The organism is Micromonospora humida (assembly GCF_016901255.1).
Classification (GTDB): domain Bacteria; phylum Actinomycetota; class Actinomycetes; order Mycobacteriales; family Micromonosporaceae; genus Micromonospora; species Micromonospora wenchangensis.
In genome coordinates, this window is the sequence record NZ_JAFEUC010000017.1 from 116,946 (window position 1) to 133,129 (window position 16,184).

Annotated in this window: 15 protein-coding genes and 1 riboswitch; of the genes, 5 read left to right on the plus strand and 10 right to left on the minus strand. The window is 74.1% G+C overall.

Annotated elements, in window-relative coordinates:
- Positions 1 to 11: 11 nt before the first annotated feature.
- Both JQX11_RS28305 and JQX11_RS28310 read left to right on the plus strand, forming a co-directional pair.
- On the plus strand, positions 12 to 1,703 hold the full coding sequence (locus tag JQX11_RS28305; RefSeq protein WP_204927983.1) for a CDP-glycerol glycerophosphotransferase family protein: 1,692 nt from the start codon (positions 12 to 14) through the stop codon (positions 1,701 to 1,703).
- 195 nt (positions 1,704 to 1,898) lie between these two features.
- Positions 1,899 to 2,903 (plus strand): hypothetical protein, encoded by a 1,005-nt coding sequence (locus JQX11_RS28310; RefSeq protein WP_204927984.1) that lies wholly within the window; start codon positions 1,899 to 1,901, stop codon positions 2,901 to 2,903.
- A gap of 63 nt (positions 2,904 to 2,966) precedes the next feature.
- Here JQX11_RS28310 and JQX11_RS28315 read toward each other — a convergent pair whose 3' ends face one another.
- From JQX11_RS28315 to JQX11_RS28335, 5 genes are all read right to left on the minus strand, one after another.
- Positions 2,967 to 3,818, minus strand: coding sequence for a C39 family peptidase (locus JQX11_RS28315; protein ID WP_307826389.1), 852 nt, complete (start codon positions 3,816 to 3,818; stop codon positions 2,967 to 2,969).
- A gap of 259 nt (positions 3,819 to 4,077) precedes the next feature.
- A riboswitch (cyclic di-AMP (ydaO/yuaA leader) is annotated at positions 4,078 to 4,222 on the minus strand.
- A 409-nt stretch (positions 4,223 to 4,631) separates the two neighbouring features.
- Positions 4,632 to 5,393, minus strand: coding sequence for a hypothetical protein (locus JQX11_RS28320; RefSeq protein ID WP_204927985.1), 762 nt, complete (start codon positions 5,391 to 5,393; stop codon positions 4,632 to 4,634).
- Between the two features lie 131 nt (positions 5,394 to 5,524).
- Entirely contained in the window at positions 5,525 to 5,920 is a 396-nt protein-coding gene (locus JQX11_RS28325) for a hypothetical protein (protein WP_204927986.1), read from the minus strand.
- 203 nt (positions 5,921 to 6,123) lie between these two features.
- Complete coding sequence (locus JQX11_RS28330) at positions 6,124 to 7,422, minus strand: acyltransferase family protein (RefSeq protein WP_307826390.1); 1,299 nt, start codon at positions 7,420 to 7,422, stop codon at positions 6,124 to 6,126.
- 224 nt (positions 7,423 to 7,646) lie between these two features.
- Complete coding sequence (locus JQX11_RS28335) at positions 7,647 to 8,420, minus strand: S1 family peptidase (RefSeq protein WP_204927987.1); 774 nt, start codon at positions 8,418 to 8,420, stop codon at positions 7,647 to 7,649.
- Between the two features lie 259 nt (positions 8,421 to 8,679).
- On the opposite strand from JQX11_RS28335, the gene JQX11_RS28340 reads away from it, so the two are divergent.
- Positions 8,680 to 9,798 (plus strand): glycosyltransferase family 2 protein, encoded by a 1,119-nt coding sequence (locus tag JQX11_RS28340; protein WP_307826392.1) that lies wholly within the window; start codon positions 8,680 to 8,682, stop codon positions 9,796 to 9,798.
- Positions 9,799 to 9,861: 63 nt separating this feature from the next.
- Positions 9,862 to 10,911, plus strand: a complete 1,050-nt coding sequence (gene pseI, locus JQX11_RS28345; RefSeq protein ID WP_204927989.1) for a pseudaminic acid synthase — start codon at positions 9,862 to 9,864, stop codon at positions 10,909 to 10,911.
- A gap of 44 nt (positions 10,912 to 10,955) precedes the next feature.
- Here pseI and JQX11_RS28350 read toward each other — a convergent pair whose 3' ends face one another.
- The 4 genes from JQX11_RS28350 to JQX11_RS28365 are packed head-to-tail and all read right to left on the minus strand — an operon-like array spanning position 10,956 to position 13,650.
- Positions 10,956 to 11,435, minus strand: coding sequence for a hypothetical protein (locus JQX11_RS28350; protein WP_307826393.1), 480 nt, complete (start codon positions 11,433 to 11,435; stop codon positions 10,956 to 10,958).
- Positions 11,419 to 12,165, minus strand: a complete 747-nt coding sequence (locus JQX11_RS28355; RefSeq protein ID WP_204927990.1) for an SDR family NAD(P)-dependent oxidoreductase — start codon at positions 12,163 to 12,165, stop codon at positions 11,419 to 11,421. The genes JQX11_RS28350 and JQX11_RS28355 overlap by 17 nt, the downstream gene beginning before the upstream one ends.
- Positions 12,158 to 13,402: an AMP-binding protein gene (locus JQX11_RS28360; protein ID WP_204927991.1), complete on the minus strand. Its 1,245-nt coding sequence runs from the start codon at positions 13,400 to 13,402 to the stop codon at positions 12,158 to 12,160. The genes JQX11_RS28355 and JQX11_RS28360 overlap by 8 nt, the downstream gene beginning before the upstream one ends.
- Positions 13,399 to 13,650, minus strand: coding sequence for an acyl carrier protein (locus JQX11_RS28365; RefSeq protein WP_169733084.1), 252 nt, complete (start codon positions 13,648 to 13,650; stop codon positions 13,399 to 13,401). The genes JQX11_RS28360 and JQX11_RS28365 overlap by 4 nt, the downstream gene beginning before the upstream one ends.
- Positions 13,651 to 13,739: 89 nt before the next feature.
- Here JQX11_RS28365 and JQX11_RS28370 point away from each other — a divergent pair, with 89 nt between their 5' ends.
- On the plus strand, positions 13,740 to 14,252 hold the full coding sequence (locus tag JQX11_RS28370; RefSeq protein ID WP_204927992.1) for a GNAT family N-acetyltransferase: 513 nt from the start codon (positions 13,740 to 13,742) through the stop codon (positions 14,250 to 14,252).
- 102 nt (positions 14,253 to 14,354) lie between these two features.
- On the opposite strand, the gene JQX11_RS28375 is transcribed toward JQX11_RS28370, so the two are convergent.
- Entirely contained in the window at positions 14,355 to 16,145 is a 1,791-nt protein-coding gene (locus JQX11_RS28375) for a hypothetical protein (protein WP_204927993.1), read from the minus strand.
- Between the last annotated feature and the right edge of the window lie 39 nt (positions 16,146 to 16,184).

Consider the following 16,184-nt stretch of genomic DNA (forward strand, 5'->3'; position numbering starts at 1 on the left):
AGACGTACGACATGCGTGGTGACCTGGTCAGGAAACTGATCGCACGGTGCCTGACCACCGGCCTGGCCGTGCTCGCCTTCCTGGTGGTGGCGCTCACCGGCGCGACCGGCTGGGGGCTGGCCCTGGCGGTGGCCGCGCTCGCCGCCGCCGGCTACGAACGCCGGGTCCGCCCCGACGCCGGCATCGTCGCCGAGACGGTGCTGCTGGCCGCCGGCATCCTGGTCGGCCACGCCCGCCGGCTCGACGACGGGTTCGATCCGGTGCTGGCGCTGACCGCGCTGGTGCTGCTGGGCCTGGTGCTGCTGGTGGGGCCGCTGCGCGACGCCGGCAACCTGGAGATCCGGGCGGCGAACCTGCCGGTGCGGGTGTGGACCCCGCTGGTCGCCGCCCGCCTCGACGGCATCCTGCTGGGGCTGCTCGCGGTGGTGGCGGTGGCCGCCGCGTTCGCCCTGCCCGCCGTGGTCGCGCTGGCCGTCGTGCTGGTGGTCGCGGCCGGCTGCGGCGCGGTCGGCCTGGACCTGGCCCGGCGGCGGTTCCGGCCGTCGGGCGGGGGTGGCCCGGTGACCCGGGCGCTGCGCGCGCACCAGCCGGAGTTCCTGCTCTACTTCTCCGCCCCGCCCGGCTCGGAGTACCAGGTCACCATGTGGCTGCCCTACCTGGAGCGGCTCGGCCGGCCGTTCCTGGTGCTGCTGCGGGAGCCGGAGTTCCTGCCCACGATCGCCGCCGCGACCAGCGCCCCGGTGGTCTACTGCCCCACCCTCAAGGCGATGGACGAGGCGCTGGTGCCCAGCCTGCGGGTGGCGTTCTACGTCAACCACGGGGCGAAGAACAGCCACTGCATCCGGTTCACCCAGCTCACCCACGTGCAGCTGCACCATGGCGACAGCGACAAGGCCCCCAGCGCCAACCCGGTCTCGGCCATCTTCGACAAGATCTTCGTGGCCGGTCCGGCGGCGATCGAACGGTACGCGCGGGCCGGCGTGGAGATCCCCGCCGAGAAGTTCGTCGTGGTCGGCCGCCCGCAGGTCGAAGCCATCGAGGTACGCCGGGAGGCCCGCCCGCTGACCGCCCCGACCGTGCTCTACACCCCTACCTGGACCGGCCACCACGCCGACGCCAACTACTGCTCGCTGCCGGTGGCCGAGCCGCTGCTGCGCCGGCTGCTCGACCGGGGCGCCACGGTGATCCTGCGGGCCCACCCGTACACCGGGCAGAACCCGGCCTCGGCCCGGCAGCTGGCCCGGCTCACCGAGCTGCTCGCCGCCGACCGGACCCGTACCGGCCGGCAGCACCTGTGGGGGGCGGCGGCCAGCCGTGAGCTGAGCCTGACCGACTGCGTCAACCGCTCCGACGCGCTGGTCTCCGACGTCTCCGGGGTCATCTCCGACTATCTCTACTCGGGCAAGCCGTACGCGGTGACCGACCTGGGCGTCGACGGCGACGAGTTCCTGACCCGGTTCCCGCTGGCCCGCTCCGGTTACGTGCTGCGCCGGGACATGGCCAACCTCGACGAGGTGCTGACCGGCCTGCTGGACACCGACCCGTTGGCGGCGGCCCGCTGGGACACCCGCCGCCGTTACCTGGGCGACTTCCCCGCCGACGCGTACGCCGACGGTTTCCTCGACGCCGCCCGTCGGGAGCTGGAGCCGGGCTGGACCCCGCCGGCCCCTCGGAAGCCCGCCCCCCTCTCCCCCCACGCCTGACAGTCGCGGCGGTACCCGCACGTCCGGATCCCCGGCCGTGGACGCCCCGATGGCGGTGCCGCCGGGCAACCGCACGGGACAGCCGGCACACGATGATCGCGGTAGAGTCCGCTGCCTCTGGATGGGTGGCCAACTCCCATCACACCAGCCCATGATGGGAGCGGTTCCTTGCGGTCAAGGCACTGGTCGGCACCGATGGCGGTCCTCATGGTCGCCGCACTCACCCCGTTGTCGGGGGTACCCGCGTCTGCGCGGTCCACCGGGGCAGCCGGCACCGCCGCGGCAGCGGACCGCGTGCTGCGGGTCTACAACAACAACATCGAGAACCTCGTGGTCAACAACTCCGACGGGACGTGCACCCGGATCTCCGGGCCGGATCATCTCACCTCGATGCTGGTGGACGACAATGGCGCGACGGGGACTGCCGGGGTGGCGGCCCCCGACCTGCTCATCGTGCAGCAGGTTCGCGGTACGGGCCAGGCCGAGGCGTACGCCGACCAACTGTCGGCCAAGTTCGGCTACCCGGCCGGCAGCTACAGCGCGATCGTCGTCTGGAGCGACCCGGAGCCGTGGGGCAGCACTCACAAGTGCAGCTCCCAGACGCTCGGTGACCTCAAGAAGAAGCAGACCAATGCCATCATCTGGAACACCAGGACGCTGAGCCTCGCCAGCGGCGACGTCTCCAAGTACTGGAGCGCCGGCTGGTTGAAGCCGGGCACCGCCTACGGCGGCGGCGCCGGGTGCACGCTCTACAAACCGCCGAACAGCGACCCGGACACCACCGACTACTACAAGTGGAAGCGGACCAGCGCCATCGCGGCCCGCTTCACCATCAAGGCAACCGGCACCAGCGTGTTCGCCGCAACCATGCACCTACCGCAGGAGAACCGGCAGAATGCCTGCGCCGGGGACGGGATCACCGGCATCGCCGGCAGCGGCATCAACATCGGGGCGGACGCCACCAGTCTGCTGAACGCCTCGACGATCCGGATCGTCGGCATCGACGCCAACCGGACCGGCATCGCGGCGAGCACGCTGAACGGTTTCGGCATGACCGGCTACGGTTCGGCCGCCACCAGCGGTTCCAGCAAGATCGACTATCTCTTCGTCAAGGGTGCCGTGCGGTCCTCCCCGATCGGCCACACCGTGACCGGCACGAAGTCCAACCACCTGGCCCTGTACGGCTTCATCGACTACTGATCCCGTGACACGCGACGGGCGTCGACCCACATGGATCGACGCCCGTCCCGTGCGGGTTACGGATCAGGCCGAGTAGCCCCGGGTGGCGATCCAGTTCGCCAGGGTGGTCACGCTGACCCAGTAGGCCGGCAGGGACGGGTCGGCCGAGTCGGCAATCCGTACGGTACGGCCGTCGTCCCGGTAGCCCACAGCGGCGACGTAGTGGCCCCCGGGGAAGGAGTGCCAGCCGCCGTCGAGGTCGGTGGCGTCCCCGGCCACGTTCGCGACCACGGCCCGCTGGTCGGTGACCGCCGCGACCACGTCGGCCCGGAGCCGCTCGACCTGCGCGTCGCTCGGGGTGCCGGCGAACATCCGGGTCCGGTACGGGTCGCCCTTGACCACGGCGTTGAGCACCCGGGTGGTGTCCTCGGCCGAGTTGGTGCCCATCTCGGTGGTGCCCAGCTGGGCGGCGAGGTCGTCCTGGCCACGCTCGATGCCGGCCGCGCTGAGCGCGTTGCGCACCGCCGCCGGGCCGCAGTAGTAGTAGGTGGTCTGGGCCTGGTAGTCGTAGCGCAGGACCTTCGACGACGGGGGCTTCGGGGCCGCCTTGCGGGTCAGGTCCGGGTCGGCGGTGGCGCGGACCTTGGCCCGGGTGACGCGCGGCGACGGGGTGGGGCTCGCCGAGGGGGTGGCCGACGGGCTGGTCGGGGCGGGGGTGGCCACCCGGGCCTGGGCGCGGCTGGCGACGTCGTCGAGGCGGGGGGCGGTCTCGGCCACGGCGGTGGCGCGCTGCTGGTCGGTCGGGGCGTCGTCGATCCCGGCGGCCAGGGCGGTGCCACCGGCGGCCAGGACGAGGACCGCCGCCGAGCCGACGACCATCCGGTACGGGCGCTGGGCGCCCAGTCGGCGGAGCTGACGCTTCATGTGGTGCTTCACGGGGTGTTCCTCCACGGGGCGAGGCGGCCAGGCACGCCGGACCGGCACGTGGCGGGTACGCCACGCGCGGATCGGGTGTTCAGCCGCTCGTTCGGCAGGGACCGCCCGACGGGAGCCGGACGGATCGGCGGGTCGCCCGACGGGGTCGGGCGGCGGGGTGGACGGCCGGGTCAGCGCCTCAGGCGCGACGGTCCGGCGGTACCCCGGCACCGAGGTGGAGGGACAACCGAGGGGGTGGGGTCATGCTGCACGAGGATGGAACTCCTTCCGCTGCCGCCGACCGGGTTAGCTGACGGATTCGGGCGGGAAGATCGCCCTACCCCGGGCCGTGGCCCGGAGATTCACCCCAGGTGGTGCATGTGGGTCCCCGGTTCGTGACTCGCACGATTGAGCGGGTCGGTGCGGCGTCGCCTCCTGCGATCGGAAACCGCACCGGACCGCAGCGACACTACTGGCCGCCCTTCCCTCCCGCCAAGCCCCGTGAGCTGCGTAAACATCGTCGAGTCGACGATTTTCCGGGGCAGCCGGGCAGCAAAGGCCAGCCCCGGGGACGAAGCCTCGTCGGAGCCCGGCCGGGCGACAACCGGACGACCCGTCCGCAACCTCCGGTGATCATCAGAGTCGATGTGACCGCCTGTGACCGCCTGTCCGGTTCCCCCGTGCCGTGACGCCCCCCACACCGGCCCAAAATAACAATTCGGCCCCCGAGCTCCGGCCTCCCGGCCAGCGGCGTCCCTGGGCAGGGCGGGCCGGGCCGGGCCGGGCCGGGGCAGGGCGATCCGAGTCTCGTCCGAGGCGGCGGTCCCGGGGTGGTCAGCCGACCCGGGCCGGGTGCCAGCGGGTGGCACGCGTCGGGCGGGTCGCCGCCGACGTCGCGGTGCGGGGCAGCGGGACCCGGCCCGGCCGCACCCGCTGCGTCGCCGCGTACGCCTCGACGGCCAGGGAACGGGCGGCCTCGGCGGCCAACTCGGCGTCCCGCCACGCGACGCGTTCCCGCCAGGCCGCCGCCCGGTACGCCGCACGCCGGTCCTCCCGGACCGCCCGGGCGAGCATCACCTCGTGCTCGACGGGGTGCCGGCGCGGGTCCCAGCCGTCGCGGTGCGCGAAGACGTCCCGCAGCCGCTCCACCGACAACTCGCCCCGCCAGTGCGCCGCCACCGCCTCCTGGTGCAGCCACCGCTCCCGACCCGCGTACTCGGCAGGTGTCCGGGGGGTACGCGGGCTGGGCAGCGCCCCCGCGCCGACGAACCGGCGGGCGGTCGTCTCGGCCTCGTCGTACGCCTGCCACGCCCGGTCCAGGGTGTCCTGGGCGGCCAGCCAGGCGGCCCGGTGCCGGCGGGCGGTCTGCGCGGCCCCGGCGGCGGCGACGGCCACCTCCTCGGCGTAGCGGCGCAGGTCGGCGACCGGGGGCGGGTCGTCCGGCGGCGGCACGACGGGGGTCAGCTCGGTCGCCTGGTCCCGCTCGGGGCGGGCGACCAGGACCGCGAGGCCGGTCAGCGCGAGGACGAGCAGCAGGGACCAGATCGCGGTGGCGGTCGGCACCCCGATCAGGAACTGGGAGAGCACGGTGTTCACGGGTCGACACCTCGCGGGCGGATGTGGCGGATCGGGGCCGTACCGGGGCGGGACCGTTGCGGGCAACGTCCGGCCGGTACGGGGACGAGATCGTGGCTGTGGTGGCGGCGGGCGGGCCCGGTGGGGCGGGGTCAGCCCGCCGGGGGTGCCCGGGGCCCGGCGGCGGCGGGCACCCGACCGGCCGGTGTCGGCAGGGTGGCCGTCGGAAGCTCCCGTGCCGGACCGGCCGGCACGGCGGGTAGGCCGGCGTCGACCCGGTCGGTCGCCACCACGTCGACCCGCTCCGTCCCGCGACCGTCGGCGCGGATGCCGTCACCCCGACCGAACGGGGTGTCGAGGGCCACAGCTGTGGGGAAGGAGTGCGACGCATCGGCCGACAGTGCGCCGGGGACCGGATCGAACAGCGCGGGGCCGGACAGCGCCGGGCCGGCGGCGGCGAACGCGAGTGCGACGGCGAGGCCGGCGAGCAGCCGGGACATCCCGCGCGCGACCCACCACAGGGGACTGGTGAGCGCGACCGGGAACACGTGACCACGCTACCGCCGCGCCGACCGGCCCGCAGCACCGCCGGGCGTGTCGCCGCGCCGAGAACACGGAGGAGCAGGTCACCCGGGTTCTGGGGCGGCAGAGCCGGGGGTGTCCAGGATGGAGGGAAGCTGCGCGGCCGACGCGCCAGGGCAGGAGCCGGGCCACGCCGGCGGGACCGGGGAGAACAGGTCGTGACGGCGGGTCAGTGGGGGTCGCGCGGCCCGGCGTACTCGACGGGACGGCCGTCACGCGGCCCGTCACCGGCTCCCCTCGGCCCCGGCACGACGCCGTCGCCGCAAGCGGAGGCAGCGCCGGGAGCAGCCGGGGTGCCGGCGGTGGCAACGCCAGGACCAGCGGCGGCGGAGGGGGCGGCTGGCTTGCGGCGGCGGGGGGCGAGGCGGCGCATCATCGGGGTCTCCACGAAGCGGTGCAGCGCGGCGGCCAGCGCCAGGTTCGCCACCAGGAAGCCGAGCACGGCCAGCGGCCCCGACCAGCCGGACAACCCCACGCCCCAGTGCCCGGTGAGCCGCAGCACGGTCATCATCACCAGCACGTGCACCAGGTAGAAGGCGAACGACACCTCGCCGAGCCAAATCAGGGTGCGGTGCCGCCACGGGGACCAGCGACCCTGCACGTCCGCGCGGGCCGCCGCCGGGATGACCAGGATGTACGCCACCGACAGCAGCGCCGCCCACATCTCGGCCGGGATCCAATGCGCCGCCACCCAGACGACCACGAAGAGCACGCTGGCCAGGGGCAGCCCGGGACCCCGCCAGTGACCACGGCGCAGCAGTTCGGCGGCGGCGACACCCAGCCAGAACTCGGTGGAGCGGACCAGCGGGAAGACCTGGGTGAACCACCAGTTGCTGCCCTCGGGCAGCAGTTGCTGGCCGGGCCAGAGCGCCAGGATCACCAACGGTACCGCCACCACCACGGCCCAGAGCAGGCCGGAGCGGGCCCGCCGGATCGCCGGCAGCGCCAGCGGCAGGCAGAGGTAGAAGAACAGCTCGCAGGAGAGCGACCAGCTCACGTTGTTGATGCTGTAGAAGTAGCCGGGGGTGGGGTCCCACGCCTGGACGAGGAAGAGGTTCTCCAGGGCGGCGCGCGGCACCACCGGGTCGGCGAACCACCACATCACCAGCAGCGCCGCCGCCCAGGTCAGCACGTGGTTGGGATAGATCTTGGCGAGCCGCCGACGCCAGAAGTCCCGCCGCCGGTCGCCGTCGCGGGCCGACCAGACCAGCACGAAGCCACTGAGGATGAAGAAGAACTGCACCCCGGACAGGCCCAGGGTGAACAGCCAGTCGACCACCGCCTTGGCGTCGGGCTGGGCGACGATCCGCATGGTGCCGACGTGGTAGCCGAAGACCAGCATGGCGGCGATCCAGCGCAACCCGGTCAACGACGGCAGCCGGCTCGCGGTGGCGGCACTCGCGGACCGGGTACGCACGCCGGGACTGACGGTGGTGGTCAGTTCCCCGTCGACACGGCTCGGCACCACGGATCTCCCTCCTCGGCCGCGTCGTCGGCACGGCCCGGGGCAGCCTGCACGCCGCGCTGCCCCCGAGCGATCCCGCGACGGGCGGTCACGGCCCCCCGGCGGGGCCGCCGCCGGGCACCCTACCCGCTCGGCACCGGCCGGAACACCGGCGTCGCCCCTGGCACCCCGGACACCGCAGCGGGCCGCCCCCCGTGGGAGGGACGGCCCGCTGCCGGCGTCGGTGACTACACCGTCGCCATGACGTTCAGAATCCAGTCCCGGCTCTCCGGGACCGTGGCCCAGTACGCCGCGCCACTACAGTCCGACATCGCTTGCGAGAGCACCCCCACCTGGTAGCGAAGGCCGTCGACCAGCTTGAACAGCGGCCCACCCGAGTCACCGAAGCAGACGCGGCCGTTGATTCCGGTGGTCGCGATGCCCCGCCCGCCGTACCCGTCGACGGAGTCGATCGACGTGACGTTCTGGGTGGCCCGGCGCAGCGCCGCCGAGGGTGCACAGGAGACGCAGGTGACCCCCCAGCCGAAGGCGTAGGTGGTCGCGCCGACCTTGGTGGTCGCGGTGGGCAGCCGCACCGGCTCCGCGTTGGCGGACCGGTCGAGCTTGAGCATCGCGATGTCGTGGGAGGTCCGCACCCGGGAGGTCGCGATGTTGACCACCCCACCGCCGCTCGCCCAGTTGACGCTCTTCACCCGTACCGAGAGACGCGAGTCCGCGATGCGGTTGTTGTTGTTGTCGAACAGGCAGTGCCGCGCGGTGAGCACCCAGTAGTTGCTGACGATCGACCCGGAGCACTGGAAGTTGCCGCTGACGAGCACCGCGGCCAGGCCGTCCGCGTCGGTCTGGACTTCACCCCCGATGATCGGCTGTGGTGCCGCCGAGGCGGGTCCGGTGAGCCCGGCCGTGAACGTCACCGCCGCGAGCACCGCGACCAGCACCCGCAGCCCGCGCGCCGGCCCGGTCCTGCTCCTGCCCAGCACTGTGGAAATCCCCCGTGTCATGTTGCCCTCCATCGATCTGGACGATTTCCACGATCCTCCTATCCCGCCTGCGGGTTCGCAGCCCCGTTCCATTCCCAGTGACCACCAACCGCTCTGGCCTGCTCTTTCGCCCGTAGGGCCCCGCATCGCGCTTCCCAGATCGCGGGAAGCGGTGCAACGGTGGCTGTTCACCTGCCGCTCGGCCGCTGTTCAGCAGCTCCATCTCCACCGGCTACGTCACGTTCCGTGGCCGTCCATACCCGTGCACCAGGGTGGCGGGGTGGTCAACCAGCCCGCGCCCACCCCGCTGCTCAGCGTCGTCGTCCCCGTCCACGGGGTGGAGGCGTACCTGCACCAGTGCCTCGACTCGGTGCGCACGGACGTGCCGGCCGACGCGGCGGGCGCGGTCGAGATCGTCGCCGTCGACGACGCCTCGCCGGACCGGTGCGGGGAACTGCTGCGCGCGTACGCGGCCGAGCATCCGGGCGTGCGCACGGTGCACCTGACCCGCAACGTCGGGTTGGGTCCGGCCCGCAACGCCGGACTGGACGTGGCGACCGGCGAGTACGTCTGGTTCGTCGACAGCGACGACTGGCTGCCGCCGAGCACGGTCCCGGCGGTGCTGGACCGGCTCCGGGCGCACCGCCCCGACGTGCTGATGCTCGACCACCTGCGGGTACGCGACGACGGCCACCGTGAGGTGGACGCGAGCAGTCACCTGCTGCGCGGCATCCCCGGGGTGGTCCGCCTCGCCGACCGTCCCGGGCTGCTGCGGGTGCAGCACACCGCGTGGAACAAGGTGGTCCGCCGGGCGTACCTGCACGCGCTGGAACTGCGCTTCCACCCCGGCTGGTACGAGGACATCCCGTTCAGCAACCCGCTGCTGGTCGGCGCGGAGCGGATCTCCGTGCTGGACCGGGTCTGCTACCTGTACCGGCAGGGCCGGCAGGGCGCGATCACCTCCACCCGCAGCGGCCGGCACTTCGACGCCTTCGACCAGTACGACAGGCTGTTCGACTGGGTCGCCCGCCGGTACCCGGACGAGCGGCTGCGCGGTGAGCTGTTCGCCCTGATGGTCAACCACATGCTGGTGGTGGTGGGTAACGACGGCCGGCTCCACCCGCACCTGCGCCGGGAGTTCTTCCGCCGGGTCGCCGCGCACTACCGCAGGCACCTGCCGCCGGGCGGCTACCCCCGGCCGGGCGGGGTGGCCGGGCTCAAGCACCGGCTGGTCGGCCGGGACGCCTATTTCGCGTACGCGGTGCTGCGCAACGCGCACCGGCTGGCCGGCTGGCTGCGCCGCCCGGCCGCCCCACCGCAACCGGTGCCGCCGGTCGTCGGGCCGGCCCACCACTCCCCCGCCGACCGCGACGCGCTGGCGGGTCGCGGCAGCAGGTGACCGGCCGGTGGTTCGGCGGCGGCGGGGATACCAGCAACGAGCACAGGGAACAGGGGTCTGGGGATGACGACAGTGAAGATCGGGCCGCACCTGGTGGGGGCCGGGGAGCAGCCGTTCGTGGTGGCGGAGATGTCCGGCAACCACAACGGCGACCTGGGCCGGGCGCTGGCGATCGTGGACGCGGTGGCGGCCAGCGGGGCGCACGCGCTGAAGTTGCAGACGTACCGGCCGGACACGATCACCATCGACGTGGACACCCCGGCGTTCCGGATCTCCGGCGGGCACGAACTGTGGGGCGGGCAGAACCTCTACCGGCTCTACGAGCGGGCCCACACCCCGTACGACTGGCACGGGCCGATCTTCGAACGGGCCCGGGAGCGGGGGCTGACCGTGTTCTCGTCCCCGTTCGACCCGTCGGCGGTGGAGCTGCTGGAGGGGCTGGACGTCCCGGCGTACAAGATCGCCTCGTCGGAGCTGGTCGACCTGCCGCTGATCCGGCTGGTCGCGGGCACCGGCAAGCCGCTGGTCATCTCCACCGGGATGGCCACGCTCGCCGAGATCGACGCCGCGGTGCGCACCGCCCGCGACGGCGGGGCCGGCGGCATCGTGCTGTTGGCCTGCACCGCCGCCTACCCGGCCCCGCCGGCCGACAGCAACCTGCGCCGGATTCCGGTGCTGGCCGACGCGTTCGGGGTGCCGGTCGGCCTGTCCGACCACACCCCCGGCATCGGGGTGCCGGTGGCCTCGGTGGCGCTGGGCGCCTGCTTCATCGAGAAGCACGTCACCCTCGACCGGGGCGACGGCGGGGTGGACTCCGACTTCTCGCTGCACCCCGACGAGCTGGCCGCCCTCGTGGTGGAGTCGGCGCGGGCGCACGCGGCGCTCGGCGGCACCGCCGTCGGGCCGACCCCGGCCGAGCGGGAGGGGCTGCGGTTCCGCCGTTCCCTGTTCGTGGTGGCCGACGTCCGGGCCGGCGACAAGGTGACCGCCGCGAACGTCCGCTCGATCCGCCCGGCCGGCGGCCTGCCCCCGGTGGAGATCGACCGGGTCCTCGGCCGCACCTTCACCACCGACGTTGCCCGGGGCACCCCGCTGAGCTGGGACCTCGTCTGACACCGCCCGCCCCGCCCCGCGCCACCGCGCGGGGCGGGGCGCGTTCAGGGGGCGAAGGCGACAGTGACCACCAGGTCGGCCAGGCGCAGGGTGCGCCAGACCGCGCGGGTGTGCGGGGGTACGGCCAGCCCGTGCCGCCGCCACCAGGCGGCCACCGGCACCTCGGCCAGCTTGCACAGGCTCTCCGCCCGGGTCCAGCGGGCCCAGAAGTCGGCCGGGCCGAAGCGCGCGGCCAACGCGGGCGGGACCTCGGCGGTGGCCCGTTCGGCGTCGATCGCCACCCGCCAGCCGGGGGCGGCCGGCCCGTACCAGCCGACGCAACGCCCGTCGTCGAGGTGGCTGCGGGTCACCGCGTACCGCAGCTCGCCGGGGGTGCCGACGCGCAGGTGCCGTTCGGCGGCACCGAGCAGCGCGGGCACCGGCCGCAGCCCGGTGTCCCCGGCCGGCCGTGCCGGGTCGGCCAGCGGCGGCCCGGCCACCCGCAGGCCCCCCGACCCGGCCGCGAGGTCAGATCGAGGCGGCACCGTCGACCACGATCACCTGGCCGTTGATGTTGGTGTGCGCGCACAGCAACATCCGCACCACCGGGACCACCTCGGCCGGTTCGGTCAGGTGGCCGGTGGGGGTGCGACGGACGATCTGGTCGAGCTGGGTGCTGCCCAGCACGGCGGACATCTCCGAGGCGAAGAAGCCCGGCGCGACGGCGTTGACCAGCATCCGCCCGCCCAGTTCGCGGGCCAGCGAGCGGGTCGCCGCGTCCATGCCGCCCTTGGTGGCCGAGTACGCGACCAGACCGGGGAAACCGCGCTGGGCGCAGATCGAGGTGACGTTGACGATGCGTCCGCGCCGCCCCTGGCCGAGCATCCGCCGGGTCACCAGGCGGGTGAGCTGCAACGGCGCGGTCAGGTTGGTCTCGACGATCCGGGCGATGTCGGCGGTGGCGGTGTGCGTGTGCATCGAGTCCTGCCCGACGGCGGCGTTGTTGACCAGGCCGTCGACCGGACCGAACCGTGCCTCGACCTCCCGGAGGAACCGCTGGGCCGCCGCGAGGTCGGTGACGTCCACCGCGCCGACGTGCACCCGGTCGGGGTGCGCGTCGGCCAGCTTCTCCAGCTCGGGGGTGACGGTACGGGCGAACGCGGCCATGGTGAGCCCGGCGTCGAGCAGGTCGGTGACGATGGCCAGGCCCAGCCCCCGGGACCCCCCGGAGACGAGGACCACGGTGCTGGCGGGAACGGGCGGGGAGTCAGACATCGCTCTTCAGGGTCTCCTTGACGGGGATCTCGGTCAGCAGGCGGATGCGGCGGGGCACCGCGTACTCGGGGAGCCGGTCGGCGCACCAGCGCACCAGCGCGCCCTCGTCCGGCTGCCCGGCGTCGCCCGACGCGGTGGTGGGGACGACCTCGGCGACCACCATCCGGCCGAGCACCGGCGCGCGGCGGCCGGTGACCCGCGCCCAGGCGACCCCGGGGTGGGCGGTGAGCACGGCGCGGACCAGCCCGGCGGAGACCTTGCTGCCGCCGACGTTGATCTCGTCGGAGTCCAGCCGGCCGGTGATCACCACCCGGTCGTCGACCACCTGGGCCCGGTCACCGGTGCGGACCGGCCCGGCGAGGCCGACCCCGTGGTGCGGGGAGGTGATCACCAGTTCGTCGTCGCGCAGGGAGAGGGTGGGACGGCCCGGGGTGACCCGGTCGAGCCAGCCGACCGGGAACCCGGCCCGCCCGTCGTGCACCACGATCGACGCGCCGACCTCGGAGGAGGCGTAGATCCAGGAGATCCGGGCGGCCGGGAAGAGCTCCCGCAGCCGGTCCAGGACGGCCTGGTCGACCGGTTCGCCGCCGAGGGTGAGCTGGCGCAGCGGCACCCGGGCCAGCGCCTGCGGGTCGCGGTGCAGGGTGCGCCGCCAGAAGGTGGGGGTGCCGGAGACGGCGTCGACGCCGTGCGCGGCGGCGATCGCCGGCCAGTCGTCCAACTCCTCGGGGTCGACCACCACCAGGTGCTGACCGGGCTGGGTCAGCGACAGGGTGACCACCTGCCACCAGGCGTAGCTGCCGGGGGCGTACGGGCACAGCCAGGTCCGTTCCGGCTGCGCCGACCGTACGGTGGTCAACGAGTCGAGGCTGTGCCCGACCCGCTTGGGCCGTCCGGTCGACCCGGAGGTGAGCAGCCAGAGCCGACCCGCCTCCGGCGCCCGGGAGACGGCCGGCGGCACGGTCCGCGGCACCCCGGCGGTGAGTACGGTGACGGCGAACCCGGCGGCGCGCAGCTCGTCGCGCATCGTCGCGTCGACCCGGGTGGGGGCGGCGAGCAGCAGTTCGGTGCCGTCGACGGCGTGCCGCCGGGCGACGGCGAGCGCGTCGGCGGCCCCGGCGGCGAGGACCACCCCGGGCGACGGCAGCACCGGGGCGGGCAGGTCCCGCCAGCTCCGGGCCACCCCGGCGACGACGACCCGGTTGTCCAGCCCGGCCGGCGAGGTCGCGACGGTCACTGCCGCTGGAGTTCGGCGAGGAAGTCGAGGACGTCGCCGACGGTGGCGATCCGGCGCAGGCCGGGGGCGTCGAAGTTCAGCTCCTCGCCGGTGGCGTCCTCGACCCGCAGGGCCAGCTCCGAGAAGTCCAGCGACCGGAAGCCGATCTCCCGCAGGTCGGTGGAGTCGTCGTCGGGCAGCACCCGGCCCTGGTTGCGCACCACCTGCGCCATGAGGTCGCGGATCTGCGCGCGACTCAATTCGTTCATGCGCCGGAGTGTACAGCCCGACAATTATCCGGCCCCTTTACCCGGGTAGGGTCCGCAGGGGTCCACCAGATGAATACAAAGGGGTACGGGTGCTGCGCGAGGCCACTACGGACGACGTTAACCTGATGTTGTCCTGGCGTAATCAGGAAACCAACCGGCAGGTCAGCAAGACCAGTCACGAGATCACCGCCGCCGAGCACGCGGCGTGGTGGTCGCGGGTGCTCACCGACCCGACCCGGCGGGTGCTGATCTACCTGCACGACGATCGGCCGGCCGGTGTGGTGACCTTCTTCGACCTGCGCCCGGACGGGCCGCAACGCACCGCTTCCTGGGGTTTCTACCTGGATGCCGACGGGTTGGCCGAGCGGGGGGCGACGCTGCCCGCCTGGCTGGGCGTGATGCGGGCGGCGGTGGACCACGCCTTCGACGTGCTCGCGCTGGACCGGCTCGACGGCGAGGTGCTGGCCGACAACACGGTCGTACGGCAGATGAACCGACGGTTCCGGTTCGTCGAGGGCACCGGTCGACGCGAGACGCACGACGGCCGGGAAATCACCGTCATCCCTATTTCCCTGACCCGGGAGAACCGTCGCCGTCGCTGATTTCCCCGATTGTCCGGCGACCATTAACCGGCCCGCCACCCCGCGTTAACCGAATTGCTTCGCCGAGCCCGGCGGGCCGGTTCCGGGCGGCGCGGCCTCGGCTCAGGCACGCCGCCAGGCGGCCCAGCGCTGCTCCGGGTTGCCGCCGAGGCGGACGAAGCCGTACCGGGTGCCGTCCCAGTCGTCCGGCTCGCCGGGGGCCCACCTGACGAACACCACGTCGGCGTCGGCCGGCGGGTCGGCCCCGAACCACCGCACGTCGGCCCAGGTGACCTGGTGGCTGAGGTTGAACCGGAGCACCCACTGCACGCCGAGCGACGCCCAGACCCGGTCGCCGGGGCGTACCCCCAGGTCGGCCACCCGGGGGGTCGGCGCGGTCGCCGCGACCACCGGCCGGACCAGCCGCTCGGTGATCACCTGCATGGTGCCGAGGTTCACCGCCACCAGCGCGGCGAGCACCGGCAGCCGCCACCGGGGCAGCCGCAGGGCGGCGACCAGCAGCAGGCAGCCGGCGATCCCGACGGCGGCCCCGGTGAACGGCCGGAACTCCCGCCAGCCACCGGTGAGCGCCATCAGGTCCGGTGCGCCGAAGCCGCCGTAGCGCAGCTCGTGTCCCCGGCTGGCGACCCAGGCCAGCCGGGCGGCGATCAGGGTCGCGCCGGCCAGCAGCAGGCCCACCGCGACCGCCACCCGCCGCCACCGCTGCCGGGGCGTCGCTGCCACCAGCATCCCCACCCCGAGCAGCAGCCAGAACGGGGCGAGCATCTGCACGTACCGGCCGTAGATGGCGTCCAGCGGTTTGCCGGTGATGCCGGCCAGGATCACCGACGCGCCGGCCGCCACCCCCACGCTGGTCACCAGCGCCACCCCGACCGTCCACCGGGTCGCCCCGACCCCGTCGGCCGGGCCGGCGGCGGGCGGCGGGGACGCGGCGGCGGGCCCCGGGCCCGTGGTGGGGGCGGGACGGCGGAGCAGGAGGCGGACGGCCCCGGCCCAGGCGACACCGGCCAACCCGAAGGTGATGACCACCAGGTACCAGAGCTGGGTGGCGACCGCCGCGCCGACCCGCAGCAGCCCCGGCCCGGAGGCGACCGCCCGGACGGTGCCGCCGCCGGGCGGATCGCCCAGCAGGTAGACCCGGTCACCGAGCAGCCGGATGACCACCTCGTTGAGCAGCGCCAGCGCCAGCACCGGCAGGACGGCGGCGAGCACCTGCGCCGGGCCGATCCGTCGCCGCAGGAACAGCAGCAGCACCAGGCCGGCGTGCACACCCACGATCACCAGGCCCCGGGAGTGCAGCAGGTGGAACGTCCCGACCAGGGTGCCGGCCCCGGCGGCGACCAGCGGGCCGGGCCGGCGCACCCAGTGGTGCACGGCCAGCAGCCAGGCCAGCACCAGCGGCGCGAGCACCGCGTCGATCATCGCCACCCCGGCGTAGAACACCGTCGCCGGCAGGGTGGCCGCGACGGTCGCGGCGGCCAGGGCGACCGCGCGGCGCACCGGCACCAGCCGACGCAGCAGCAGGTACGAAAGCGGCAGCACCGTCGCGTTCACCGCCGCGTTGACCAACTGCACCAGTCGGTAGCTGTCGGCGAAGTCCCGCTCCCCGAGGAACGCCGGGGAGATCAGCAGCGGGTAGCCGACCCGGCGCAACGGCCCGTTCTCGCTGCTGAAGCCGCCCGGCCCGCCGGCCAGCGCGCGGGCGGTGTGCAGGTAGCTGTCCTCGTCGGTGTGGGCGATGGGCAGCGGCACGTGCCGGGACAGCCACATCCGCCAGCCGACGCCCAGCAGCCAGCCCACCACCAGCAGCGCCGGCACCAGCCGCCGGCGTCGGCGAGCCGGCTGCCCGGCCGGGTCGGCGACCCGGGGTCCCACCTCGGTGACGGCCACCATGCGTCGTCTCCTGCCTCGTCGGGGTACCCCCGTCGGCCC